This window comes from Streptomyces sp. NBC_01546 (assembly GCF_045208355.1).
Taxonomy (GTDB): Bacteria; Actinomycetota; Actinomycetes; order Streptomycetales; family Streptomycetaceae; genus Streptomyces.
The window spans coordinates 2907845-2931031 of the sequence record NZ_CP109379.1 but is presented as its reverse complement, the minus strand read 5'-3'; the positions used below and the strand labels follow the sequence as shown (position 1 = coordinate 2931031).

Below are 23187 nucleotides of genomic sequence, written 5' to 3'. Positions count from 1 at the left end.
GCCACCTTGGCTGCTGAGCTGCACGTCGAGCTGGTCGCGGCGGACCGCAATGTCTGGTCCGGCGAGGCCACCCTTGTTGTCGCCCGCACCACGTCCGGCGACATCGGCGTCATGCCCGGTCACCAGCCGCTTCTCGGTGTGCTGGAATCGGGCCCTGTGACCATCCGTACCAGCGGGGGCGACACTGTCGTCGCGGCGGTGCACGGCGGTTTCATCTCGTTCGCGGACAACAAGCTGTCCCTGCTGGCCGAGATCGCCGAGCTCGCGGACGAGATCGACGTCCAGCGTGCGGAGCGGGCACTGGAGCGCGCGAAGTCGGAGGCCGATGCGGCCGCCGAGCGTCGCGCGGATGTCCGGCTGCGCGCCGTAACGGGCTGAACACCCGTCGGAGTTTGAACCGCTGAGTTCCGGAGGGCGACCTCCGGGGCACGGCAGACCTCAGCCGCGGTCCGTTCTGGAGTTTTCCAGACCGGGTCGCGGCTGAGGCGATGCAGGTCGTTTTTTTGGCATGCGGTATTCGATGAGCGAGGAGGTCGGTGAAGATGCTCCTCGCTCTGCTTGTGAGCGGCCTGGTCGTAGCCCTGGTGGTGATCGGGCTGTTTGTCTTCGGACTGCGCCGCAGACTCATCCAGCGGTCCGGCGGCACCTTCGACTGCAGCATGCGCTGGGGGGTGCCCGAGGAGACCGACACCTCGGGCAAGGGCTGGGTGTACGGGGTCGCGCGCTACAGCGGCGACCGGATCGAATGGTTCCGGGTGTTCTCGTACTCCCCGCGCCCGCGTCGGCTGCTGGAGCGTTCCTCCATCGAGGTCGTCGCCCGCCGGGCCCCGGAGGGCGAGGAGGAGCTGGCCCTGCTCTCCGACGCCGTCGTGCTCGGCTGTGTCCACCGGGGGACCCGCCTGGAGCTGGCGATGAGCGAGGACGCGCTGACCGGCTTCCTGGCGTGGCTGGAGGCGGCGCCGCCCGGGCAAAGGGTGAACGTGGCCTGAGGCATTCCAGACGTATTTCAGACGTGAAGAAGCCGGGGAGACGGGGGCGGACCCTTCTCCCCGGCTTCGGTCTTGCTACTGGAGCCCGGTGTGGATCGCGTTCGCGAGCTCACCGTTGCCGGTGTCGCCGCTGAACTCCCAGAAGAAGGCTCCCCTGAGGCCCTGCTGCTTGGTCCAGGTCATCTTCCCGGCGATGGTGGCGGGGGTGTCGTAGCTCCACCAGTTGCTGCCGCACTTGGCGTAGGCCGTGCCGGCGATGGTGCCGGTGGCCGGGCAGCTGTTCTTGAGCACCTTGTAGTCCTCGATGCCCTGCTCGTACGAGCCCGCCGCCGGTCCGGTGGCCGTGCCGCCGGGTGCGGCCTGGGTGACGCCGGTCCAGCCGCGGCCGTAGAAGCCGATGCCGAGGTTGAGCTTCGAGCCGGCCACGCCCTTGGCCTTGAGCTTGGCGATGGCGTCGGCCGAGTTGAAGCCGGCCTGCGGGATGCCGGTGTAGGAGGTGAGCGGGGAGTGCGGGGCCGTCGGGCCCTGCGCCGCCCACGCGCCGAAGAAGTCGTACGTCATGACGTTGTAGAAGTCGACGTACTGGGCGGCGCCGCCGTAGTCGGCCGCGTCGATCTTGCCGCCGCTGGAGGCGTCGGCGGTGATGGCCGCGGTGACCAGGTTGTTCGCGCCGAACTTGGCGCGGGTCGCCTGCATCAGGTTCTTGAACGCGGCCGCGCCGCTGGTGTCGCAGGACAGACCGCAGGCGTTCGGGTACTCCCAGTCCAGGTCGATCCCGTCGAAGACATCGGCCCAGCGCGGGTCCTCGACCAGGTTGTAGCAGGACTGGGCGAAGGCGGTCGGGTTGGCCGCGGCCTGCGGGAATCCGCCGGACCAGGTCCAGCCGCCGAAGGACCACAGGATCTTGATGTTCGGGTAGGCCTTCTTCAGCTTGCGCAGCTGGTTGAAGTTGCCGCGCAGGGGCTGGTCCCAGGTGTCGGCCACGCCGTCGACGCTCTGGTCGGCGGTGTAGGCCTTGTCGTAGTCGGCGAAGGCGTCACCGATGGTGCACTGGCCGTTCTGGACGTTGCCGAAGGCGTAGTTGATGTGGGTGATCTTGCTCGCCGTGCCCGACGTGACCAGGTTCTTCACGTGGTAGTTGCGGCCGTAGATGCCCCACTCGGTGAAGTAGCCGAGCTTGACCTTGCCGCCCGGGTCCGGGGGCGGGATGGTGCCGCCGAGGGTGGTCACCGACAGGCCGCCGGAGGACGGGCCGGTCTGGTCGATCGTGTCGCGGGCGGTGACGGTGTAGTTGTACGTCGTGCCCTTGGTCAGGCCGGAGTCGCCGTAGCTGGTGCCCGTGACGGTCGCGATCTTGGCGCCGCCGCGGTAGACGTCGTAGTTCTTGACGCCCTTGTCGTCGGTGGCCGCGGACCAGCTCAGGGTCAGCGAGGTCTCGGTGACGTTGCCCGCGGTGGGGGTGCCGGGCGCGGTGGGGGGAGTGTCGCCCGGCTGGGAGCCGTCACAGGAAGCGCCGTTGATCTTGCAGCCGCTGGGGGAGCCGCTGCCGGCGCCGTTGAACCCGAAGCTGGCGCTGCCGCCGGGGGCGAGGGTGCCGTTCCAGCCGACGTTCTTGCCGGTCCAGTGGGTGCCGGAGCTGGTGACGGTGGCGTCCCAGGCGGAGGTGACCGAGGTGCCGGCCGGGTAGTCCCACTCGACGGTCCACGAGGTGATGGTCGTGGTGCCGGTGTTCTTCACCGTCCACTTGCCCTCGAAGCCGGTGCCCCAGTCGGAGACCTTGGTGTACGTCGCGGTCGCGGACGTGGCGGCCTGGGCGGGGCCTGCCAGCACGACGAGCCCGGTGACGGGCAGGGCGAGGGCGGCCACGATCGCCGCGACCCGCGTGAAGAACCGGGTACGCCTGGTACGGGGTGGGGATGCTGTGCTCAAGGGTGATCCTCCGTAGGTCCGTCGTGGTCGTGGGGCCGACTCGACATGGGGGTGGGACCTGCGCCGCCCGTGAGCACGCTTTGTCATGGCACGCTCACCACAGTGTTGCGGTGAGAGTAGAAAGGTCTGGACCAAGCGTCAAGAGGTCCAGACCTCATGCCGGAACTTCCCCCGGCGGGGTGCCGGACAGGACCTAGAGGCCCAACTCCTGCGCCATTACGGCGGCTTGGACCCGGCTGCGCAGCTCCAGCTTCCCCAGCAGCCTGCTGACGTGCGTCTTCACCGTCGCCTCCGCCATCTCCAGGCGCGCGGCGATCTCCGCGTTCGACAGGCCCTCGCCCAGGCAGGACAGCACCTCGCGCTCGCGGCGGGTCAGCGTCTCCAGGGCCGGCGGGGCGGCAGGCCGGGCCGGGCGCGCCGGAGTCGCGAACTCGGCGATCAGCCGCCGGGTCACCGCAGGGGCGATCAGACCCTCCCCGCGCGCGACCGTCCGTACCGCCTCGATCAGCTCGGAGGCCTCCGCGTTCTTCAGGAGGAAGCCCGAGGCCCCCGCCCGCAGCGCCCCGAAGACGTACTCGTCGAGGTCGAAGGTGGTCAGCACCAGGACATCGGCCAGCCCTTCCGCGACCACCTGGCGGGTCGCGGACACCCCGTCGAGCTTCGGCATCTGCACGTCCATGAGGACCAGATCCGGCCGCAGCTCCCGGGCGAGGCGCACCGCCTCCTCCCCGTCGGCCGCCTCGCCCACCACCTCGATGCCGTCCGCACTGCCCAGGATGAGCACCAGCCCGGCCCGCACCGCGCTCTGGTCCTCCGCCACCACCACGCTGATGGTCATGCCTCCACCGCCCCTTCCTCCGCGGGCAGCGTTGCCCGCACCCGCCACAGTTCGCCGGTCCGGCCCGCCGAGAACTCCCCGCCCAGCAGCTCCACCCGCTCCCGCATGCCGATCAGCCCGGCGCCGGAGCCGGGGGCCCGCGGGCCGGGGCGTTCCCCGTAGGGGGAGTCCACCGCCACGGTCAGCTGTCCGTCCGTCCGGGCCACGCGGACCGTGACGGTGCCCGCCACCCCGTGCTTGAGGGCATTGGTCAGCGACTCCTGGAGGATCCGGTACGCGGCCAGCTCCACCGGGGCCGGTACCCGTTCCCCCGGTGGCCGGTCGTCATGGAGTACGAACTCCAGCCCGCTGGCCGAGCCATTGGTGCGGGCCTGGCCGAGCAGGGCCTCCAAGCCGTCGAGCGAGGGCACGGCCACGGCCTCCTGCTCCGCCCCGGCGTCCCGCAGCAGCCCGATCAGCCGGCGCATCTCGGCCAGGCCCTGGACGCTGTTCTCCCGGATCACCCCGAGGGCGTCACGGCTGGTGTCGGCCCGGTCGATGGAGAGCGCGGCCGTGGAGTGGATGGCGATCGCGGAGAGGTGGTTGGCCACCATGTCGTGCAGCTCCCGGGCCATCCGGGCGCGCTCGGCGGCGACCGCCTGGCTCCGGTCCATCTCGGCCAGCAGCGCGGTCTGCTCGGCTCGCAGCCGGGCGGCCACGGCGGCCTCGCGGTGGTTGCGCAGGGTGGCTCCGGTCAGGGCCGGGGCGAAACTGACGAGGCCGGTGACCACGCCGATCAGCAGGGCTTCCGGGGTGCGCAGCCAGGCCAGGAAGCCGATGGTGACGGCCACGGTGATCAGACCGGTGCTCACCGGGAGCCGCCGGGCCGTGGCGGGCTTGCCGTAGACGACGGCTGCGTACATCAGGTCGGTGAAGATCAGGACGGTGGTGAGGCTGCCGACCGTGAACTCGTTGGCGATCACGCCGAGGGTGCCGACGGCCAGGGCCACCGAGGGCATGGAACGGCGCAGCAGCTCCATCGCGCTGAGGACCGCGAGGGGGACCAGGGCGGCCCATGCGGGCAGGAGGTGCCGGTTCGAGCTGCTGTAGATGCCCAGCGACCACATCACCAGGCCCACGAGGAGGCCGGCCACGGCGAGGATGACGTCGTGGCGGTGCGGGCGCAGGCTCTTCGTGATCACGATCCCATCCAACAGGGTGCGCGGGGCGCCGACCTCGGCGGAGAGGCCGAGTTGTCAGTACATCGAAGGATGCAGTCGCAGGTCGTCAGTGGTGACGACGCATCGGGCCCGGCCTGCCGGGAGTCTGGGAGTACGTCGCACACCCGAGCGGAACGGAGAGTCCCGTGATCGTCGCGCTGATCATCGCCTGTGAGGTCGGCTTCTGGGTACTGCTGGCCCTCGGCCTGGCCCTGCGCTACCTGGCGAAGATGCCGAGGCTGGGCGCGGCGGTCCTGCTGTGCGAGCCGCTGATGGAGCTGGTCCTGCTGGTGGTCACCACACTGGACCTCAAGAACGGAGCCGAGCCGGACTGGAAGCACGGCCTCGCCGCCCTGTACATCGGCTACACCGTCGCCTACGGCCACTACACGATCAAGTGGCTCGACGGCCACGCCGCGCACCGGCTGGCCGGCGGACCCAAGCCGGCCGGTGCCGGATACGGGAAGGCGCGGGCCGTCCACGAGTGGAAGCTGTGGATCCGGACCATCATCGCCGCGGCCGTCGCCCTCACCCTGCTCCAGATCGCGATCTGGTACGTGGGCGACGCGGGCGACGTCAGCTCGCTCGGGGCGTGGCAGTTCGGCGCCCTGCGGGCGGTGGGCATCCACGCGCTGATCGCCGTCGCCTACACGGTGTGGCCGAAGAAGGCCCCGGCGGGCGCCGAGGAGCGGCCCGCGCTCGCCGGGACGGAGCGCTAGCGCTCGCCGCCCGGCACCCACAGCACGTCCCCGACCTCCTTGTTGGCCGTACGGGCCAGGATGAACAGGAGGTCGGACAGGCGGTTCAGGTAGGTGGCGGTCAGCGGGTTCATCACCTCGCCGTGCACCTCCAGCGCCGACCAGGTGGACCGCTCGGCGCGCCGGACCACCGTGCAGGCCTGGTGCAGGAGGGCGGCGCCGGGGGTGCCGCCGGGGAGGATGAAGCTGCGCAGCTTCTCCAGCTCCTCGTTGAAGACGTCGCAGTCCGCCTCCAGCTTGTCGACGTAGAACTGCTCCACGCGCAGCGGCGGGTACTGCGGATTCTCGACCACCGGGGTGCACAGGTCCGCACCCACGTCGAACAGGTCGTTCTGCACCCGGACCAGGACCTTTACGACCTCTTCCGGCAGGCTGCCGAGCGCGATCGCCGTCCCGATGGCCGCGTTGGCCTCGTTGGTGTCGGCGTACGCGGAGATCCGCAGATCGGTCTTGGCCGTGCGGCTCATGTCGCCGAGCGCGGTCGTGCCCTTGTCGCCGGTACGGGTGTAGATGCGCGTGAGGTTCACCATGCCGCCAGCGTAGTCCGGGCCAACTGCGGGCATCCGCCGCACTGCTGGGCCGTCCCGGTGTGATGTCCGTCATCTGAGACGTGACGCGTGTTACTTCACGGTCACACCGCACCGGCCGGGCGCTAGTCTCCGCCGGAGTGGCTACGAGACTGGGCCGTTTCGCGACCGGGCCTTGACCGGGCTTTAGAGCCCGGGCCCTTTCGCGACTGGGCCTTTTCAAGAACAGAGGGGTGTGCAGTGGCTGGGAAGCTTGCCGTCATCGGTGCCGGCTTGATGGGGTCCGGGATCGCTCAGGTCTCCGCGCAGGCGGGCTGGGACGTCGTCCTGCGCGATGTCACCGACGCCGCGCTGACCCGTGGCACGGACGGGATCAAGGCCTCGTACGACAAGTTCGTCTCCAAGGGCAAGCTCTCGGCCGAGGACGCCGAGGCGGCCCTCGCGCGCATCACGACCACGACCGACCTCGACGCCGTCGCCGATGTCGACATCGTGGTCGAGGCCGCCTTCGAGAAGATCGAGATCAAGCACGAGATCTTCCGGGCCCTCGACAAGATCGTCCGTGAGGACACGATCCTCGCCTCCAACACCTCCGCCATCCCGATCACCAAGATCGCGGCCGTGACGGAGCGTCCGGAGCGGGTCGTCGGCGCGCACTTCTTCTCGCCCGTTCCGATGATGCAGCTCTGCGAGCTCGTCCGCGGCTACAAGACGAGCGACGAAACCCTGGCCACCACCCGCGCGTTCGCCGAGTCCGTCGGCAAGACCTGCATCGTCGTCAACCGCGACGTCGCCGGTTTCGTGACGACCCGTCTGATCTCCGCGCTGGTCGTCGAGGCCGCAAAGCTGTACGAATCCGGCGTGGCTTCCGCCGAGGACATCGACATTGCGTGCAAGCTGGGCTTCGGGCACGCGATGGGCCCGCTGGCCACCGCCGACCTCACGGGCGTCGACATCCTGCTGCACGCCACGAGCAACATCTACACCGAGTCCCAGGACGAGAAGTTCGCGCCGCCGGAGCTGATGCGCCGGATGGTGGACGCCGGGGACATCGGCCGCAAGAGCGGACAGGGCTTCTACAAGCACTGAGGCCTTACCACTGAGCGCCATCGTTCGAATGCCCTCACCCTTCAGGGTGAATTAGGTATCGGTTCGCTCACGGTCGGCAACTTCCCTGCCCGTGCGGCAGTCAGTTGCAGTGAGAGTTGCCGACCACGGACCAGTCGGACCATACGTACGCAGTACCGCCGGGAGTACACATGCACATCAGGGGCGACCACGCCGAACTCGTCGTCGGGGGTCGCCTCGACGTGCGCAGCGCGGCGGACGCCCGTACGGTCCTCCACACCGCCCTCGACGACGGCCACGGCGACCTCGTGCTCGACCTCACCGGGCTCGACTCCTGGGACGCGACCGGCCTCGGCGTGATCATGGGCGCGCACCGCAGGGCCGGCCGGACCGGACGGCGCCTCGTACTGCGCGGGGTGCCGCCGCAGATGCAGCGGCTGCTCGTGGCCACCCGGCTGCACCGGATCCTCGCGATCGAGGGCGGACTGGAAGCGGAGTCCCTGCCCCGGGTGTGAATCTGGCGTTCCGTTTTCCTGCGGAAACGTAACGGTCCGGTGGTGATGGCACCCCCGCGGTTCCCCGCACGACCGGCCACGGTCTAGGGTTCGGGCGGAAACCGGACCAGTAGCGGCAGCGGCGTGTGCGAAGGCCGGGCGGTACGACGGCGAGGCGCACGGCGCGATCGGGGGACTTGGTCATGGACCACATACAGGGGCAGGCCGATCCGGAGGAGCAGTCCGGGGGTGCCGCCGGGCTGCCTCCCGCGCTGCCCGCGAAGGCCGGGCACGTGCCCGCACCGGCGCCCGTGGGGCCCGCCCGGGTCGTCACCCTCACCGCAGGCGAGTTCACGCTCACCGTCAACCCGGTCGACGGCAGCGAGATCGAGCCGCTCCGGCCCGGCACGCGCCCCGGCCGCCCCGCCAAGCGCGACGCGGCCGCCCGCACCGCCCGGGCCGCCGCAGCCCGGCCGCCCGTCCTGCCCGGCCCTCCCGTACCCGCCCGGCCGCTGCTGGAGCGCGAGGAGGAGCGGGAGCGACTCGTACGGCTGCTGGGCCGGGGGCGCTCCGTACGCCTGACCGGACCCTCAGGCTCCGGCCGCACCGCGCTGCTCGACGCGGTGGCCGCCCAGTGCGCTGGCCTGGCCCCCGACGGCGTCGTACGGCTCTCCGGCCACGGGCACCAGCAGCCCGCCGAGCTGCTCCAGGCGCTGTACGCGACGGTGTACGAGGCCTCGGACCAGCGGCCCGACCGGATCGAACTGCTGGCCCGCGTACGGGACATCGGCGCCATCGTCCTCCTCGACGACCTGGAGATGGGCGGGCCCGCCCTCGACGAGCTGCTGCACGCCACGCCCGAGTGCGCGTATCTGCTGGCCGCGACCCCCGAAACCCGCTCTCCCTCCGACGACTCGCACATCGAGGAGGTCTTCCTCGGCGGGCTGGGGAAGGCCGACTGCCTGGAGCTGCTGGAGACGCGCCTCGGCCGGCCGCTGACGGACCTGGAGACCGCCTGGGCGTCCGATCTGCGCTTCGCCTCCGAAGGGCTCCCGCTGCGCTTCGTACAGGCCGCCGCGCTGCTGCGGCAGCGGGACGAGCTCAACCACACCGCCGAGGACGACGACGAGGAGGAGCCCGGCGTCTTCGACGAGCGCCCCCGCGACGCCGTGGAGGTGCCGCTGCCTACGCTCGCCGAGGGCGCGGCCCCCGCGGAGCTGCTGGCCTCGCGGGTCAGCGAGTCGGCGCGTGCCGCCCTGCGGATCGCCTGCGCGCTCGGCGGGGAGCTGCCGCACCACGCGCACCTGCCGGCCCTGGTGGGGGACACCCACGCCGACTCGGCGGTCTCGGAACTGCTGGACTGCGGGCTGCTGACACCGGTCGGCACGCGCTACCGGCTGGCCGCGGGCGTCGCCCGGCAGCTGGAGGAGGTCGGGTACGGGGACACCGCGGCCGAGGAGGCCCGTACGGCCGCCCGGCACTACGCCTGGTGGACCGGGCACTCCTCGGTGACCCCGGAGCGGGTCGCGGCCGAGGCGGACGCGGTGCTCTGCGCACTGTCCGGCGCGGACGTGGTGGCGGCGGTGCTGCTGGCGCGGACGGCGGCCCCGGCGTTCGCGGCCTCGCGGCACTGGGAGGCGTGGGAGCGGGTGCTGCGCTCGGGCGCCGAGGCCGCGCGCAAGGCGGGGGAGGTCGCCGAGCAGGCGTACTTCCACCACGAACTCGGCGTGCTCGCCCTGTGCGAGGGACGCCTGGACCGGGCACGGGCCGAGCTGGAGACCTCGATCGGGCTGCGCGGGGCGCTGGCCGACAAGCGGGGCACCGTGGCGGGCCGCAGGGCGCTGGCCCTGGTGGTGGACCGGGAGGCCGCCGAGGTGGCGGCTTCGCCGCCGCTGCGGCTGGAGGCACCGGCCCTCCCCCGGCTGCGGCGCCCGCGGCCCTGCCCCCGGCCCCGCCTGCCGCCGCGGCCGGCTTTCCCGGCCAGGCCGTCCCCAAGGCCGTGGCAGCCCCTGTTGCCCCCGTGGCCCCGGCTGCCCCGGTGTCCTCCGCCAAGTCGGAGGCCGTGACGCGGGTGGCCCCGGTGGTGCCCGTGATCCGGCGCCAGGAGCCGCCCACGACCCTGTCGGAGGTGTTCGAGGACGCCTTCCCGATCTCGCCGAAGCCGGAGCCCGCCGCCCCGGCCTCCCGTCCCGCCCCACAGCCGGCTCACGACGGCGCCGCCCGTCGGCGCCGGGTGCTGCTGGCCGGGGCGGGCGCGCTCGCCGTGGTCGCGCTGGGCACGGTGGTGAGCCTCGCGATGAGCTCTTCGGACACCTCGGCGCCGCCCGCGCAGAGTCCGGCGGTCTCGGGCACCAAGACGCGGTCGGCTCCGCCGGTGGTGCCGGGGGCCAGCGGGAACGATCCCGCACCGGAGCCCTCCGACCCGGCGGCCCCGCCTTCGGAGTCCGCCACCCCGGGGGAGACCACCTCCCCGACGACCCCGGGCCGTACCCCGTCCCGTACGCCCTCGCGCCGCCCGCAGTCCACCCCGCCGCAGCCGCCGACCTCCTCGTCGGTCTCACCGCCGCCGACCTCCGCGGAGCCGTCCGCGTCCCCGACGCCCACGGAGACCGCCGCGCCGTCGCCGACGGCCACCTCGGGTACGGGTACGGCGTCGGCCACCGCTGGGGGTACCCCCGGACGGAGTCTGGGGGACGGCCCGTGAACGCCGAAGGCTCCGTCCTTCGGGACGGAGCCATCGTGACGGTGCGGGCGGTGGGTCAGAACAGCCGCAGCTTGTCGTCCTCGATGCCGCGCATCGCGTTGTAGTCCAGGACCACGCAGTCCATCCCGCGGTCCGTCGCCAGGACCTTGGCCTGCGGCTTGATCTCCTGGGCCGCGAAGATGCCGCGGACCGGGGCCAGGTGCGGGTCGCGGTTCAGGAGCTCCAGGTAGCGGGTCAGCTGCTCGACGCCGTCGATCTCGCCGCGCCGCTTGATCTCCACGGCCACCGTCGCGCCGGAGCCGTCCCGGCACAGGATGTCCACCGGCCCGATCGCCGTCATGTACTCGCGCCGGATCAGCGTGTAGCCCTCGCCCAGCGTTTCGATGCGGTCCGCGAGGAGTTCCTGGAGGTGTGCTTCCACGCCGTCCTTGATGAGCCCCGGGTCGGTGCCGAGCTCGTGGGAGGAGTCGTGCAGGACTTCCTCCATGGTGATGATGAGCTTCTCACCCGCCTTGTTGACGACGGTCCACACACCGGCGTCGTCACCGCTCCCCTCTTTGAGGGTGCACGGGGGCGACATCCAGTTGAGCGGTTTGTACGCCCGGTCGTCCGCGTGGATCGAGACACTGCCGTCGGCCTTCACGAGGATCAGACGGGGTGCCGAGGGCAGATGGGCGGTGAGCCGGCCCGCGTAATCGACGGAGCAGCGGGCAATGACGAGACGCATGGTCGGCAACGCTACTCGACCGATGGGGCTCCACGCGATTCGCCCGTGAAAGCCCCGTTCGCGGATGGCGCGTTGTATGCGCATTCTCCTGGTGCGTCACCCATGGGACGCCTACCGTGGTGAGCGGGAGGTTGCGGAGCGTGCACGCTGCGTCGCGGCCTCCTTCCCTGCCCGTAAGACTCCGGCAACCCAATCGGCCGGGGTCACGAGAGGAGAACCCATGTCGCTCGACGTCTCACCGGCCCTACTCGAACAGGCCGAGCGAGGCGAGGTCGACGAAGCCGCTTTCGTCGACTGCGTCCGGACCTCCCTGCCTTACGCATGGGAGATGATCAGCTCGCTGGTGGCCCAGTTGAAGGTCGACGGCGGACAGTTCGCCGACAACCAGACGCCGCCGCCCGACGAGCAGGCGCGCGGGCAGCTGCTGCGCGCTCTCGCGAGTGACGCGATACGCGGTGCTCTGCAGCGGCACTTCGGAGTGCGCCTGGCGTTCCAGAACTGTCACCGGGTAGCGGTGTTCCCGCTGGACCCCGCGGTGGACGACCGGCTGGCCAAGTTCACTTCGATCCGCGGTCAGCTGCTCAACCAGTCGCCCGAGCTGCGGGACTGCTAGGGGCACAACCTAGGAGCCCGGCCGGCAGATCTCAGCCGAGACGGGGCAGGACTTCGGTGCCGAGGCGCCGTACGTTCTCCTCCGTCGCGGCGAGATCGCCCGAGCCCTCCGTCAGGAGGGCGAAGCGCGTGATGCCGGTCCGCTCGGAGGTGGCCGCCAGCCGGTCCGCCGCCAGCTCGGGGGTGCCCACCGGGTGCAGATCGCACAGGAGTTCCGTGTATGCGACCGGGTCCCGCATCGCGCGCACCCGGCCGTCCACCGTCACATGCGCGTCCAGACCCTGCTTGAGCCAGCCCGGCAGCGCCTTCATCAGCGTCTCGCGCGCGTCCGCCGTACGGTCCGCCAGCTGGCAGACCCCGGCGGAGACGTGGCCCGCGCCGGCCACGTACTCCCGGGAGTGGCCCGCCTCCAGCGCCGTGGCCCGCCACAGCGCGACCATCCCGGCCTTGTCCTCGTCCCCGCAGTGCATGCCCAGCAGCATGGGCAAGCCCCGCTGCGCGGCCATCCGTACCGACGAGGGAGAGGTGCAGGCCACGATGACCTCCGGGCCCGCCCCGTCCCCGTCCAGGGCCTCCGACGGCCGCGGTACGACGGCCACCTCGCGGAAGCCGAACCGCTCGCCGGCGGCCCCCACCCGCGCCTCCGACAGCCAGCGCCGCAGCAGGTCCAGGGCTTCCGGGAAGCCGTTCTCGTACGCGTCCAGGCCGCCCCCGAAGACCTCCAGGTCGACCCACGGCCCGCCCCGGCCCACCCCGAGGGTGAACCGCCCGCCCGAGGTCAGGTGCAGCAGCGCCGACTGCTCGCCGAGGGCCACCGGGTGCGTGCTCGGCAGCACGCTGACCGCCGTGCCCACCCGAAGGCGCCGGGTCCGGCCCAGCAGCAGGGCCGCCAGGGTCACCGCCGAGGGGCAGACCCCGTACGGGACGAAGTGGTGTTCGGCGAGCCAGACCGAGTCGAGCCCGGCCTCTTCGGCCACCTCGGCGGTCCGTACCGCACGGTGCAGCGCCTCTCCCTGTCCCTGACCCGGGAACTGGGCCGCCAGTACAAACGCTCCTACGCGCATCGCCTTTACCCTCCTCGCGGCTGACGCGGCCTCCCCAGGTGGACCGGTTCTTCCGATGGCAACAACGTCTGACACGTGCCAAAGGCACGGGCTGACAGGAAAGTTATTGGGATTGTCGGGCCATTCCTCTTCGCGGACCGCCCTTCCACTGCCACCCTGCGGGTACCCGGCCTCGCTGCGCGTAGTCTGGGAGAAAGTCACTGCCGTCCGCCCATCCGTGAGGTATACGTGTCACCGCGCCACAACCGCCCCAGGGGCGGCGAGACTCCGGACGAACGCCCCAGCACCGGCCTCGACCGCTACGGGCTGGAGCGCACGGAGGAGTACCAGGGCGAGCAGTGGAAGGTCCGGCACGTCGCGGGCGCGAGCGCGGCGGGCAAGCGCTACCGCTGCCCGGGCTGCGACCAGGAGATCCCCTCCGGGACCCCGCACCTGGTGGCCTGGCCGGAGTACGGCGGAGTGGACGACCGGCGCCACTGGCACAAGGCCTGCTGGAACGCGAAGGACCGCCGCACCTCGAAGGTGCAGCGGTCCCGTAACGCGCCCAGGTACTAGCCCGGCCGCCGCCTACACGTCCCGGCGGGTGACCGTCGCGTACGAGGCGGCCACCGCGCCGCCGGTGACCAGCAGGATGATCAGCATGTGCGAGAGGTTGCTGGGCATCGGTGCGCCGCCCGCGCCCTCCTCCATGCCGAACAGCTGCATCAGCGCCACCGGCGCGTTGCGCTCGATGATCACCTTCCCGATGGGCGCGGACGCCTCCCAGATACTGAGCATCCCGCCTATCACCGGCGGCAGCGTGACGACGCCCAGCATCACGGCGATCGCCCCGGCGGAATGCCGCACGAGCGCCCCGACGGCGAGGCCGAGCACCCCGAGCAGGGTGACGTAGAGGCAGCCCACCAGCGCCCCGAACCACTCGCTGAGCGAGTGCACGCCGGCGGCGGCGCCGTTGTGCACCAGGGCCGCGGCCATGCCGACGAGGAACACCGACATGGCGATCGTGACGAAGGCCGTGATGCTGAAGACGAGGTACTTCGCGGTCAGCACGCGGTGCCGCTCCGGGGAGGCGGTGAAGGTGGTCCGCACCAGCCCGCTGGCGTGCTCCGACGTGATCGTCAGGACGCCGAGGACCATCACCGCGATCTGCCCGACCAGCAGACCGAAGAGGGCGGGCGTGGTGAAGGAGATCTCCACGTAGTCCCCGGAATTGGTCTGCACGACGAAGAGCAGCCCGATGCCCACGACGGTCAGCACGAGGGAGCCGAGCGTCCACAGGGTGGAGCGGACCGAGATCAGCTTGGTCCACTCCGAGGCCAGGGCGTGCCCCAGGTGCGGCCGCGGTGTCGGCAGCGGCGAGCTGTAGCCCTGCGGCTGCCCCTCCGCGGTCGTCGTGGCGCCGGTGGGCGTGGGGCCGGTCATCGGGTGTCCTCTTGGCTGTCTGCGGTGGTGTTCCGGGCGGCCCGCGCGAGCTCGCCGGGGTCGCTCGGCATCAGGAAGGGCCGGCCGCCCGCTCCGGGCGGCGGAGGCGCGTAGAAGCCCGTCTGCGGGATCTCGGGGGTGGCCGGCTCGTCCTCCCAGGCCGGGACGGTCAGCGGCTCCGGCTCCCACAGCTCGGCCCGCGGGTCCTCGGTGGAGGTGTACTCCAGGGAGGACTGGGTCATCCGCATGTACGCCTCCTCCAGCGAGGCCCGGTGCGGTGACAGCTCCCACAGCCGTACGCCGGCCTCGTGCGCCAGGTCCGAGATGCGGGGCAGGTCCAGGCCGGTCACGCGCAGTGCTCCGTCGGGCTCCTGGAGGACCCGCGCGCCCGCCTTGGTGAGGGTCGTACCCAGCGAGTCCCGGCCATCGGGATCGGTGTCGGCCGCACGCACCCGTGCGAATCCGGCCGAGTTGTGCGTGATGAACTCCTGGGTGCCCATATCGGCCAGCAGCCGCCCCCGGCCGATCACGATCAGGTGGTCGGCGGTCAGCGCCATCTCGCTCATCAGGTGCGAGGAGACGAGGACGGTGCGGCCCTCGGAGGCGAGCCGGCGCATCAGGTTGCGGACCCAGAGGATGCCCTCGGGGTCCAGCCCGTTGACCGGCTCGTCGAACAGCAGCACCTGCGGGTCCCCGAGCAGGGCGGTGGCGATGCCGAGCCGCTGGCCCATGCCGAGCGAGAAGCCCTTCGTACGCTGCCGGGCGACGTCCTGCAGACCGACCACGGCCAGGACCTCGTCCACCCGCCTCTCCGGGATCCCGGAGAGCTGGGCGATGGCGAGCAGGTGGGTACGGGCCCGGCGGCCGCCGTGCATGGCCTTGGCGTCGAGCAGCGCCCCGACGTGCCGCTGGGCGTTCGGCAGCTCCCGGAAGGGGCGGCCGTTGATCGTGACATGACCGGACGTGGGCCGGTCGAGGCCGACGATCATGCGCATGGTGGTGGATTTCCCGGAGCCGTTGGGCCCCAGGAAACCGGTCACGTGACCCGGCCTGACCTGGAACGACAGCTGGTCGACGGCGGTCTTGGCGCCGAAGCGCTTGGTCAGGCCGACTGCCTCGATCATCTTGCTGCCCCTTACCAGGCCGGGACGACTTTCGCCCGCGTAAGGATTAAGAGGATATCGAGTCCCCCGCGGTTCCGTCCCGGGCCGATCCCTGAGCTACCCCTGAGACCGACCCGGGGATCACCCGTAGTACGTCGGCAGGAGGTCAGGCATCCCTCTTGCGGAGGACGACGTAGCCCCCGAGTACCGCGGCCAGCGTCCACAGGGCCATGATCCCGAAACCGCCCCACGGTCCGTACGGCGGCGCTTCGCTGCCCATCGCTCCGGGGACGACCTGCATGATCTTGGATCCGGCCTGGTCCGGGAAGTACTGGGCGACCTTCCGGGTCGCCTCGACCACGCCGAGGATGTTCGAGACCAGGAAGAAGAACGGCATCAGGATGCCGAGCGCGAGCATCGAGCTGCGCAGCATGGTGGCCACACCCATGGAGAACAGGGCGATCATCGCCATGTAGAGGCCGGCGCCGATCACCGCGCGCAGGACGTTCGGCGCGTCGATGGCGATGCTGCGGTCACCCAGGATGGCCTGTCCGAGGAAGAAGGACAGGAAGCTCGTGACCAGGCCGACGACCAGCGCGAGACCGGTCGCCACGAGGAGCTTGCCGAGGAGGAAGCTGCCGCGCCGGGGCACGGCGGCCAGCGAGGTGCGGATCATGCCAGAGCTGTACTCGGTGCCGACGACCAGGACGCCGAAGACGATCATGGCGAGCTGGCCGAGGGTCATCCCGGCGAAGCTGGTCAGGGTCGGGTCGAAGGTGGCCTGCTCCTCCGGGCGCATGTCCTCGAAGGAACTGTTCAGGAGCGCGCACAGGGCGGCACTGATGCCGACCGTGACGATGAGGGCTGCGGCCAGGGTCCAGATGGTCGAGGCGACCGTACGGATCTTGGTCCACTCGGACTTGAGGACGGCGGGGAAGGACGACATGGTCACTCGCCGCCCTTGCGCTGCGCCTCGAAGCCGGAACCGGCGCCCCAGGCGGGCACGTCGGCCGGCCGGGCCGGGTTGTCGGCGGCCATGCCGGCCGGCCCGCCCGGTGCCCCCAGGGCACCCGGCATGCCGTGGGCGTGGTACTCGACGGAGTCCGCCGTCATGCGCATGAACGCTTCCTCCAGTGAAGCCCGTTGCGGGCTGAGTTCGTGCAGCACGATCTGGTGCTGGGCTGCCAGCTCGCCGAGCCGCTCCGGGCCCACGCCGTCGATCTCCAGCACGCCGGTGGCCGGGACGCTGATGGCGTCGATCCCCGCCTCGTGCAGGACGTCCTTGAGCCGCTCCTGCTGAGGGGAGCGCAGCCGTACGTAGCTGCGCGAGTTCTGGTGGATGAAATCAGCCATCGACAGGTCTGCCAGCAGCTTTCCCTGCCCGATGACCACCAAATGGTCTGCCGTCAGCGCCATTTCACTCATGAGATGGGAGGAGACGAAGATCGTCCTGCCCTCCGACGCCAGCCCCTTCATCAAATTCCTGATCCAGAGAATTCCCTCGGGGTCCAGACCATTGACGGGTTCGTCGAACATCAGGATTTCCGGATCACCGAGCAGCGCGGAGGCGATTCCCAGCCGCTGCCCCATGCCCAGTGAAAATCCTTTGGACTTCTTCTTCGCCACGGGCGTCAGCCCGACCAGGTCCAAAACCTCGGCGACCCGCCGCTTCGGGATCCGGTTCGACTCGGCGAGGCAGAGCAGGTTGTTGTAGGCGCTGCGTCCACCGTGCATGGACTTGGCGTCGAGCAGCGCTCCGATGTACTTCAGTGGCTCCGGCAGGTCCCGGTAGTGCTTCCCGTCGATCCGGACCGTACCGCTGGTCGGATTGTCGAGGTCGAGCATCATGCGCATGGTCGTCGACTTGCCCGCCCCGTTGGGGCCGAGGAAGCCGGTCACCACCCCCGGTCTGACCTGGAAGCTGAGGTTGTCCACGGCGGTCTTCGCGCCGAATCGTTTGGTAAGGCCCTCAAGCTCGATCATGCGGGCCACGCTAGAACGCCGAAGGGCCGTACGCCACCTCAAACAGGTGACGTACGGCCCTCGAACGGACCCGTCGGGTACTAGCGGCTCTGCTGGGCCGGAACGCCGCGGGTGACCGGCTCGTCGTCGACGATCGGGTTGGCGGCCGCGACCGCCGCACCGGTCAGCGTCGCCAGCATCTCGCGGACGTTGGTCAGCTGCGCGTTGATGGAGTCGCGGCGGTTGGTGAGCGCCGCCAGCTCGCGCTCGGACTCGCTGCGGATACGGTCCGCCTTGGCGTTGGCGTCGGCCACGATGTCCTCGGCCTGGCGCTGCGCGGTCTCCACGGTCTGGCGGGCACGGCGCTCCGCGTCGGTACGCAGCTTCTCGGCCTCCAGGCGCAGCTGCTCCGCGCGGTGCTCGATCTCCGCGAGGCGCTTCTCGGCCTTGGCCTGACGCGAGGCCAGGTCGCGCTCGGACTGCTCACGGCGCTTGGCCAGGTTGGTCTCGAAGTCCGCGGCGGCCTGGGCGGCCTTGGCGCGGGTCTCCTCGAACAGCGCGTCGGCCTCCTCGCGCTTGGAGGCCGCGTCCTTCTGGGCCTCGGCACGCAGGGTGGAGGCGTCGCCCTTGGCCTTCTCGACGATGCGGACGCCCTCGTCCTCCGCCTTCGTCTTGCGGTCGGCGGCGAACGACTCGGCGTCGTTGCGCACCTGCTGGGCGGCCGACTCGGCCAGCTCGCGGTGCTGCTCGGCCGCGCGACGGGCCTCCTCGCGCAGGTCCTTCGCCTCCTCCTCGGCCAGCCGAAGGATCTTCTCGACCCGGGCGCCGAGGCCGGCGTACGACGGCTCGGCGTCGTTCACCTGGGCCTGGGCGTTCTGCGTCTCGAGGTGCAACTCCTCGATCCGCTTTTCCAGAGAGTTGATACGTCCAAGGGCGCTGTCGCGGTCGGAGACCAGCTTGGTAATGCGGTCGTCCACCTGACCACGGTCGTAACCACGCCGCACGAGCTCGAAGCCGAAGGGGGAGGAAGTGTCGCTCATGGGGTTCCTGTCGAATGAGACCGATGAGGTGCTACGTGAGGTGTTAAGGGGAATCCTAGGCGCCCGAGCGGCGTGTCATCGAGTCAATCCACGTTTGATCTGGACAATGACACCCCTTTTGAGTGGCAAGGCGACGGAATGCTTGTCACCCGTTCGCCTGAACCTCCATCAGGAGCACACGTCCTGTGCACCGACTAGCCCTCTGACGTCTTGCCACCCGATCGAGTGGACCCCGCTGCCGCGCCGGCCTTCACGCCCCCCGCGCCCTGGCCGCCGACCACGGGCTTTCCGCCGCCCGAAGGCGCCTCGAATGATTCCAACGCCTCAAGAACGTCCTGGACACGGGAGATCTCCGCCTGAATGTCCTCGCGACGGCGCACCAGGACCTCCAGCTCGCGGCGGCCCTCCTCGACGAGCCGTTCGGCCTCCGCCTTCGCCTGGGCGAGGGCGTTCTCCGCCTCGCGGGCCAGCTCGGCCTTCTTCTGCTCGGCCTCCTTCAGGAGTGCCTCGGCCTTGCGCACCGCCGCGATGCGGACCTTGCTCGCCTCGCTGCTCGCGTCCGACACCAGCTCCTTGGCCTTCGCCTCGGCCTCGACGCTCTGCTCGGTCGCCGCCCGCACCAGCTTGTCGACCCGCTCGCCGGCCGACTTCATCTGCTCGGCCGACTCCCGGCGGGCCCGCTCGTGCAGCTCCTCGACCTCGGCCTCGACCCGGCCGCGCAGCTCCTCCGCCCGCTCCCTTATGGCCGACGCGTCCGTACGCGCCCCGACCAGCAGCTCGTTGGCGTCCGTACGGGCCTTCTCCACCAGGGAGTTGCCCTCGACGGTCGCCTCCGAGGTGATCCGCGCGGCTTCCTTGCGGGCCGCGTCCACCATCGCGTCGGCCTGCTCCTCGGCGGCCGTGGTGGATGCCAGCGCCTGCTTCTGCGCGTCGCCGGTGAGCTTGTCGGCTTCCGCCGCGGACTCCGTGATGAGCCGGTCGACCTGCTCGGCGGCCTCGGTACGGCGCCTGTTGGCCTCCTCGCGCGCCTCGTCCAGCAGCCGCTCGGACTCCGTACGGGCCTGCGCGCGCATGCGCTCCGCCTCGCCCGCGGCGTCCGCCTTGACCCGCTCGGCCTCCGACCGGGTACGGGTCGCGTGCTCCTGGGCCGAGGACAGCGCCTCCGACGCCTCCGCGCGCAGCCGCTCCGCCTCGTTCGCGGCCTCGCCGACCGTGCGCTCGGTGTCCTTGCGCGTCTGCGCGGTGAGCTTCTCGGCCTCGGCCGTGGCCTCGGTGATGAGCCGGTCCGCCTGCTCGGCGGCCTCGGTCCGCAGCCGGTTGCCCTCGGCGCGCGCCTCGTCCAGCGTCTGCTCGGACTCCCGCTCGGCGCTCGCCAGGGTCTCGTTCGCCGCGACCGTGACGCGGTCCGCCTCCGCGGTGGCCTCGCCGATGATCCGGCCGCCCTCCGCCCGGGCGTCGTCCAGGGCCCGCGCCGCCTCGGCGCGCAGCCGCTCGGCCTCCTCGGCGGCCTCGCCGATCGTGAGCTCGTTGGCCGCACGGGTTTCGTCGACCAGCCGGTCGCCCTCGGTACGGGCGTCGACCAGAACCCTCGCGGCGTCCCGCTCGGCCGCGGCCAGGGTGTCCGCCGCCTGCGAGGTGAGCCGCTCGGCCTTCGCCGTCGCCTCGCCGACCGTCGCCTCGTTCGCCGCCCGGGTCTCCTCGGTGAGCCGGTCCGCCTCCGAAGCGGCCTCGGTGATGAGCCGGTCCGCCTGCTCGGCGGCCTCGGTCCGCAGCCGGTTCGCCTCGGCGCGCGCCTCGTCGAGGGTGGCGCCCGCCTCGGCACGGGTGGCGTCGGCCGCGGCCGACGCCTCGCTGCGGATCCGGTTCGCGTCGTCCCGGGCGTCCGCCCTGGTACGGGCCGCGTCCCGTTCCGACGCCGCCAGCGCGTCCGTGGCCTCGGTACGCACCCGCTGCGCGTACTCCGCCGTGTCGCCGCGCAGCTGCTCCGCCTCGGCGATCGCGTCGCCGACCGTCCGCTCCGCCAGCGCCTTCGCCGCGTCCGTCTCCGCACGCGCCTCGCTGCGGATCCGGTTGGCGTCCTCGGTGGCCCGCTCCCGCTCCTCGTACGCGTCGCCGCGGACCCGCTCGGCCTCTTCCGCGGCCTCGGTCCGGGTGCGCTCCGCCGCGTGCTCGGCCGCGCTGCGCAGTCCGGCGACCTCCTCCTCGGCCTGCTCGTGCAGACCCGCCACGGAGTCCCGTACCTGCTGGGCGGTGGCCTCCGCCGCCGCCACCAGCTCCGAGGCGCGCCGCTCGGCCTCCTCGGTCAGGCGGGCCGCCTCGGCCTGCGCCTCCTCGGAGCGCTTGCGGGCCGCGGCCAGCAGCTCCTCGCTCTGCTCGCGGGCCTGCGCCCGCTCGTTCTCGGCGTCGGTACGCGCCGACGCCAGGGTCTCCTCGGACTCCCGGCGACGCCGGGCGGCCTCCTCCTGCGCGGCGGCCAGCGCCTCCGCGCCCTCCTCGGCGATCCGCTCGGCCGCCGCCTTCGCCTCCGCGCGCAGCCGGTCCGCGGTCTCCTGCGCCTCGGAGCGCACCCGCTCCGCCTCGGCCTCGGCCTCGCCGCGCAGCCGCACGGCGACCTGCTCGGCCTCCGCGCGCACCCGCCCGGCGTCCTGGGCCGCATCGGTGCGCAGCTGGTCGGCCTCGGCCTCGGACTGCGTCTGGAGGGTACGGATCCGCTCCGCCGACTCGGCGCGCAGCCGGTCGGTCTCCTCGCCGGTCTCCCGGCGGATGTTCTCCGCCGCCGTCCGGGCGTCGCGCAGGGTCTGCTCGGCCGTGCCCAGCCGGCTCTCGGCGTCGGTGTGCAGGCGTACGAGTTCCTCGTCGGCCTCCGCGCGCTTGGCGGCCAGCGCCTGCTCGGTCTCCGCACGCCGGGCGAGCGCCGCCGCGTCGGCCTCGGCCCGTACGGCCTCCGCCTGCTCCTCGGCGTCGGCGCGCAGCCGCTCCGCCTCGGCGCGGGTCCGCTCCAGGGTCTCCTCGGCCTGCCGGCGCAGGGTGGTGGCCCGCTCGACGGCCTCGGCGCGGACCCGCTCGCTCTCGGCGTTGGCCCCGCCGCGCAGCTCGTCCGCGTCCGCCTTGGCCTTGCCGAGGAGTTCCTCGGCGGTCTTGGCCGCCTCCTCGATCTGCTGGACCGCCTCGCGGCGGGCCTCGCCGCGGATCCGCTCGCCCTCGGCGACGGCCTCGGCGCGCAGCTGCTCGGCCTCGCCGCGCAGCCGCCGGGCCTCCTCCTGGAGTTCGACCGTACGGGCCCGGTACTCCTCGGTGTCGTCCTTCGCGGCGCCCTTGAGCTCGTCGGCCGTGGTCGCCGCCTGGAGGCGCAGCCGGTCGGCCTCGGCCTCCGCCTCGCGGCGGATCCGCTCGGCCTCCTCGGACGCCGCCTTCGTGGTGGCCCGGGCGTCCTCCGAGGCCTTGTTCAGTACGTCCTCGGCGGTGCGGGCCGCCTTCGCCAGCTGCGCCGCGGTGTCCTCGGCCGCGGCCGTACGGGCCTGCTCGCCGGCCTCGGTGCGCAGCCGCTCGGCCTCCGCGCGGGAGTCGGCCAGGGCCTGCTCGGCCTCCGCCTTGAGGGCCTCGGCCTCCTTGGTGGCCTCGCCGACCAGCCGCGCCACCTGCTCCTTGGCGGTACGGGTGCGCTGCTCGTTGACGGACTCCGCCGAGGCGAGCTGCCGGGCGGCGCTCTCCTTGGCCTCCGCGAGCAGCTTCTCGGCCGCGGCGCGGGCCTCGCGCAGCGCGCCGTCGGCCTCCTGCACACGGGACTCGGCCACCCGGCCGAGGTCAAGGGTCTGCTGCCGGGTCTGCTCCGCCTCGGCGGAGGTGCTGGAGCGCAGCCGCTCCGCGTGCTCGGTGGCCTCCTGGGCCTGCGCGGAGGCGGCGGTCAGCAGCCGCTCGGCCTCCTTGCGGGCGCGCAGCAGGGTGGCCTCGGTCTCCGCACGGGAGGCCTCGGCTTCGGCGGCGATCCGGCGCCGGGTCTCCTCGGCGACCCGGGCGGCCTCGGCGCGGGCCGCGTTCAGGGACTGCTCGGCCTCGGCGCGGGACTCCTCCATGAGCCGGCGCGCCTGGGACTCCGTACGGGCGCGCAGCTGCTCGGCCCAGGCCACGTTCTCGTTGACGTGCGCCTCGACGGTCTGGCGGCGTTCGCCCAGCTCCTGGTCCAGGCGCTGGCGCCGGTTGACGGCCTCGGCGTGCAGCTCGGCCTGGAGGCGCGCCTGGTGTTCGGCGTGCTCCTGGAGGATGCGCTGGGTCTGCGCCCGGGCGTCGCGCAGCTCGCGCTCGGCGTCGGAGCGCATCTGGTCGGCCTGGATCTGGGCATTGCGAAGCAGCTGCTCCGCCTGGTACCCCATGTCCGCGCCGTCGTAGGCGGGGCGGGACGCCAGAGATCGGCGTACCTCGTGGAGCTTGGCGCGCAGCACCTCGACCTGGTATCCCAGGTCCTCAGCGTGCTGGACGGCCTTCCCGCGCTCCTTCTTCAGCCGCTCCATCTCGGCCTCGAAGCGCGAGAGATGGTCGGCCTCGGCCTGATGGCTCTCCTGGCTTTCGTAGCCCCGCACAGCGCGGTCCCATCCGTCCCCTGGTCGCAAGCTCACAATGAGCATCGCTCGCCCGCTGAACGACGCCCCCGGGGGGAATGGTGTCAGATACCGGGGCAGGGGACACAGGCCCCGACCCCCGTCTCCGCACCGAACCCCGGCCGAGCCATGGCCACTCTACCGGCCGGGGAATCG

The 23187-nt window shown here is 71.9% G+C and carries 21 protein-coding genes; 8 read left to right on the top strand and 13 right to left on the bottom strand.

Going from position 1 to position 23187, the window contains the following annotated elements; genetic code table 11:
- The first annotated feature begins 6 nt into the window (after nucleotides 1-6).
- The gene (locus tag OHA89_RS12950) at nucleotides 7-378 is read left to right on the top strand and encodes a F0F1 ATP synthase subunit epsilon (protein WP_031150521.1); all 372 of its coding nucleotides are present in this window, start codon (nucleotides 7-9) and stop codon (nucleotides 376-378) included.
- A 164-nt stretch (nucleotides 379-542) separates the two neighbouring features.
- On the top strand, nucleotides 543-989 hold the full coding sequence (locus tag OHA89_RS12945) for a DUF2550 domain-containing protein (protein ID WP_215148874.1): 447 nt from the start codon (nucleotides 543-545) through the stop codon (nucleotides 987-989).
- Nucleotides 990-1064: 75 nt separating this feature from the next.
- Here the strand turns inward: OHA89_RS12945 and OHA89_RS12940 are convergent, their stop codons facing one another.
- The 3 genes from OHA89_RS12940 to OHA89_RS12930 form a co-directional block, all read right to left on the bottom strand.
- Nucleotides 1065-3005 (bottom strand): glycosyl hydrolase family 18 protein, encoded by a 1941-nt coding sequence (locus OHA89_RS12940; RefSeq protein ID WP_406366219.1) that lies wholly within the window; start codon nucleotides 3003-3005, stop codon nucleotides 1065-1067.
- A 106-nt stretch (nucleotides 3006-3111) separates the two neighbouring features.
- Entirely contained in the window at nucleotides 3112-3756 is a 645-nt protein-coding gene (locus OHA89_RS12935; protein ID WP_266614937.1) for a response regulator transcription factor, read from the bottom strand.
- Nucleotides 3753-4934, bottom strand: coding sequence for a sensor histidine kinase (locus tag OHA89_RS12930; RefSeq protein WP_406368481.1), 1182 nt, complete (start codon nucleotides 4932-4934; stop codon nucleotides 3753-3755). Before OHA89_RS12930 ends, OHA89_RS12935 begins: the two co-directional genes overlap by 4 nt.
- Before the next feature lie 167 nt (nucleotides 4935-5101).
- Between OHA89_RS12930 and OHA89_RS12925 the strand changes: the two genes are divergently transcribed.
- Entirely contained in the window at nucleotides 5102-5674 is a 573-nt protein-coding gene (locus OHA89_RS12925; RefSeq protein WP_406366217.1) for a hypothetical protein, read from the top strand.
- Here the strand turns inward: OHA89_RS12925 and OHA89_RS12920 are convergent.
- Complete coding sequence (locus tag OHA89_RS12920; protein ID WP_257554142.1) at nucleotides 5671-6243, bottom strand: cob(I)yrinic acid a,c-diamide adenosyltransferase; 573 nt, start codon at nucleotides 6241-6243, stop codon at nucleotides 5671-5673. The genes OHA89_RS12925 and OHA89_RS12920 overlap by 4 nt on opposite strands.
- A 237-nt stretch (nucleotides 6244-6480) precedes the next feature.
- On the opposite strand from OHA89_RS12920, the gene OHA89_RS12915 reads away from it, so the two are divergent.
- The 3 genes from OHA89_RS12915 (at nucleotide 6481) to OHA89_RS12905 (ending at nucleotide 9868) form a co-directional block, all read left to right on the top strand.
- Nucleotides 6481-7329 carry a 3-hydroxyacyl-CoA dehydrogenase family protein gene (locus OHA89_RS12915; RefSeq protein ID WP_215148884.1) on the top strand — a complete coding sequence of 283 codons (849 nt, stop codon included), beginning with the start codon at nucleotides 6481-6483 and terminating at the stop codon, nucleotides 7327-7329.
- A gap of 170 nt (nucleotides 7330-7499) precedes the next feature.
- Nucleotides 7500-7823, top strand: coding sequence for an STAS domain-containing protein (locus tag OHA89_RS12910; protein ID WP_215148886.1), 324 nt, complete (start codon nucleotides 7500-7502; stop codon nucleotides 7821-7823).
- Nucleotides 7824-8005: 182 nt separating this feature from the next.
- Nucleotides 8006-9868, top strand: coding sequence for an ATP-binding protein (locus OHA89_RS12905; RefSeq protein WP_406366216.1), 1863 nt, complete (start codon nucleotides 8006-8008; stop codon nucleotides 9866-9868).
- A gap of 139 nt (nucleotides 9869-10007) precedes the next feature.
- Here OHA89_RS12905 and OHA89_RS12900 read toward each other — a convergent pair whose 3' ends face one another.
- Together OHA89_RS12900 and nucS are read right to left on the bottom strand one after the other, a co-directional pair.
- Nucleotides 10008-10463, bottom strand: a complete 456-nt coding sequence (locus tag OHA89_RS12900; protein WP_406366215.1) for a hypothetical protein — start codon at nucleotides 10461-10463, stop codon at nucleotides 10008-10010.
- 98 nt (nucleotides 10464-10561) lie between these two features.
- On the bottom strand, nucleotides 10562-11233 hold the full coding sequence (nucS, locus tag OHA89_RS12895) for an endonuclease NucS (protein WP_215140260.1): 672 nt from the start codon (nucleotides 11231-11233) through the stop codon (nucleotides 10562-10564).
- A gap of 220 nt (nucleotides 11234-11453) precedes the next feature.
- On the opposite strand from nucS, the gene OHA89_RS12890 reads away from it, so the two are divergent.
- Nucleotides 11454-11846 carry an SCO5389 family protein gene (locus OHA89_RS12890; RefSeq protein ID WP_257554130.1) on the top strand — a complete coding sequence of 131 codons (393 nt, stop codon included), beginning with the start codon at nucleotides 11454-11456 and terminating at the stop codon, nucleotides 11844-11846.
- 31 nt (nucleotides 11847-11877) lie between these two features.
- Here OHA89_RS12890 and OHA89_RS12885 read toward each other — a convergent pair whose 3' ends face one another.
- Nucleotides 11878-12909, bottom strand: a complete 1032-nt coding sequence (locus tag OHA89_RS12885; protein ID WP_406366213.1) for an LLM class flavin-dependent oxidoreductase — start codon at nucleotides 12907-12909, stop codon at nucleotides 11878-11880.
- A 228-nt stretch (nucleotides 12910-13137) separates the two neighbouring features.
- Here OHA89_RS12885 and OHA89_RS12880 point away from each other — a divergent pair, with 228 nt between their 5' ends.
- Entirely contained in the window at nucleotides 13138-13464 is a 327-nt protein-coding gene (locus OHA89_RS12880) for an ATP/GTP-binding protein (protein ID WP_266614927.1), read from the top strand.
- 12 nt (nucleotides 13465-13476) lie between these two features.
- Here the strand turns inward: OHA89_RS12880 and OHA89_RS12875 are convergent, their stop codons facing one another.
- The 6 genes from OHA89_RS12875 to scy form a co-directional block, all read right to left on the bottom strand.
- Nucleotides 13477-14331, bottom strand: coding sequence for an ABC transporter permease (locus tag OHA89_RS12875; RefSeq protein WP_266614926.1), 855 nt, complete (start codon nucleotides 14329-14331; stop codon nucleotides 13477-13479).
- On the bottom strand, nucleotides 14328-15455 hold the full coding sequence (locus OHA89_RS12870) for an ABC transporter ATP-binding protein (protein WP_215140256.1): 1128 nt from the start codon (nucleotides 15453-15455) through the stop codon (nucleotides 14328-14330). The genes OHA89_RS12875 and OHA89_RS12870 overlap by 4 nt, the downstream gene beginning before the upstream one ends.
- A 145-nt stretch (nucleotides 15456-15600) precedes the next feature.
- Complete coding sequence (locus OHA89_RS12865; RefSeq protein ID WP_215140255.1) at nucleotides 15601-16380, bottom strand: ABC transporter permease subunit; 780 nt, start codon at nucleotides 16378-16380, stop codon at nucleotides 15601-15603.
- A gap of 2 nt (nucleotides 16381-16382) precedes the next feature.
- Complete coding sequence (locus tag OHA89_RS12860) at nucleotides 16383-17417, bottom strand: ABC transporter ATP-binding protein (protein WP_215140254.1); 1035 nt, start codon at nucleotides 17415-17417, stop codon at nucleotides 16383-16385.
- Between the two features lie 80 nt (nucleotides 17418-17497).
- Nucleotides 17498-18436 (bottom strand): cellulose-binding protein, encoded by a 939-nt coding sequence (locus tag OHA89_RS12855; protein WP_069921983.1) that lies wholly within the window; start codon nucleotides 18434-18436, stop codon nucleotides 17498-17500.
- A gap of 194 nt (nucleotides 18437-18630) precedes the next feature.
- Nucleotides 18631-23013, bottom strand: coding sequence for a polarized growth protein Scy (gene scy, locus OHA89_RS12850; RefSeq protein WP_266614919.1), 4383 nt, complete (start codon nucleotides 23011-23013; stop codon nucleotides 18631-18633).
- Between the last annotated feature and the right edge of the window lie 174 nt (nucleotides 23014-23187).

Excerpts from the sequence above, each read along its gene's own strand:
- OHA89_RS12945 (WP_215148874.1), top strand. The coding sequence starts at position 543 with ATGCTCCTCGCTCTGCTTGTGAGCGGCCTGGTCGTAGCCCTGGTGGTG.
- OHA89_RS12940 (WP_406366219.1), bottom strand. The coding sequence starts at position 3,005 with ATGACAAAGCGTGCTCACGGGCGGCGCAGGTCCCACCCCCATGTCGAG.
- OHA89_RS12935 (WP_266614937.1), bottom strand. The coding sequence starts at position 3,756 with ATGACCATCAGCGTGGTGGTGGCGGAGGACCAGAGCGCGGTGCGGGCC.
- OHA89_RS12920 (WP_257554142.1), bottom strand. The coding sequence starts at position 6,243 with ATGGTGAACCTCACGCGCATCTACACCCGTACCGGCGACAAGGGCACG.
- OHA89_RS12910 (WP_215148886.1), top strand. The coding sequence starts at position 7,500 with ATGCACATCAGGGGCGACCACGCCGAACTCGTCGTCGGGGGTCGCCTC.
- OHA89_RS12905 (WP_406366216.1), top strand. The coding sequence starts at position 8,006 with ATGGACCACATACAGGGGCAGGCCGATCCGGAGGAGCAGTCCGGGGGT.
- nucS (WP_215140260.1), bottom strand. The coding sequence starts at position 11,233 with ATGCGTCTCGTCATTGCCCGCTGCTCCGTCGATTACGCGGGCCGGCTC.
- OHA89_RS12890 (WP_257554130.1), top strand. The coding sequence starts at position 11,454 with ATGTCGCTCGACGTCTCACCGGCCCTACTCGAACAGGCCGAGCGAGGC.
- OHA89_RS12885 (WP_406366213.1), bottom strand. The coding sequence starts at position 12,909 with ATGCGCGTAGGAGCGTTTGTACTGGCGGCCCAGTTCCCGGGTCAGGGA.
- OHA89_RS12875 (WP_266614926.1), bottom strand. The coding sequence starts at position 14,331 with ATGACCGGCCCCACGCCCACCGGCGCCACGACGACCGCGGAGGGGCAG.
- OHA89_RS12870 (WP_215140256.1), bottom strand. The coding sequence starts at position 15,455 with ATGATCGAGGCAGTCGGCCTGACCAAGCGCTTCGGCGCCAAGACCGCC.
- OHA89_RS12865 (WP_215140255.1), bottom strand. The coding sequence starts at position 16,380 with ATGTCGTCCTTCCCCGCCGTCCTCAAGTCCGAGTGGACCAAGATCCGT.
- OHA89_RS12860 (WP_215140254.1), bottom strand. The coding sequence starts at position 17,417 with ATGATCGAGCTTGAGGGCCTTACCAAACGATTCGGCGCGAAGACCGCC.
- OHA89_RS12855 (WP_069921983.1), bottom strand. The coding sequence starts at position 18,436 with ATGAGCGACACTTCCTCCCCCTTCGGCTTCGAGCTCGTGCGGCGTGGT.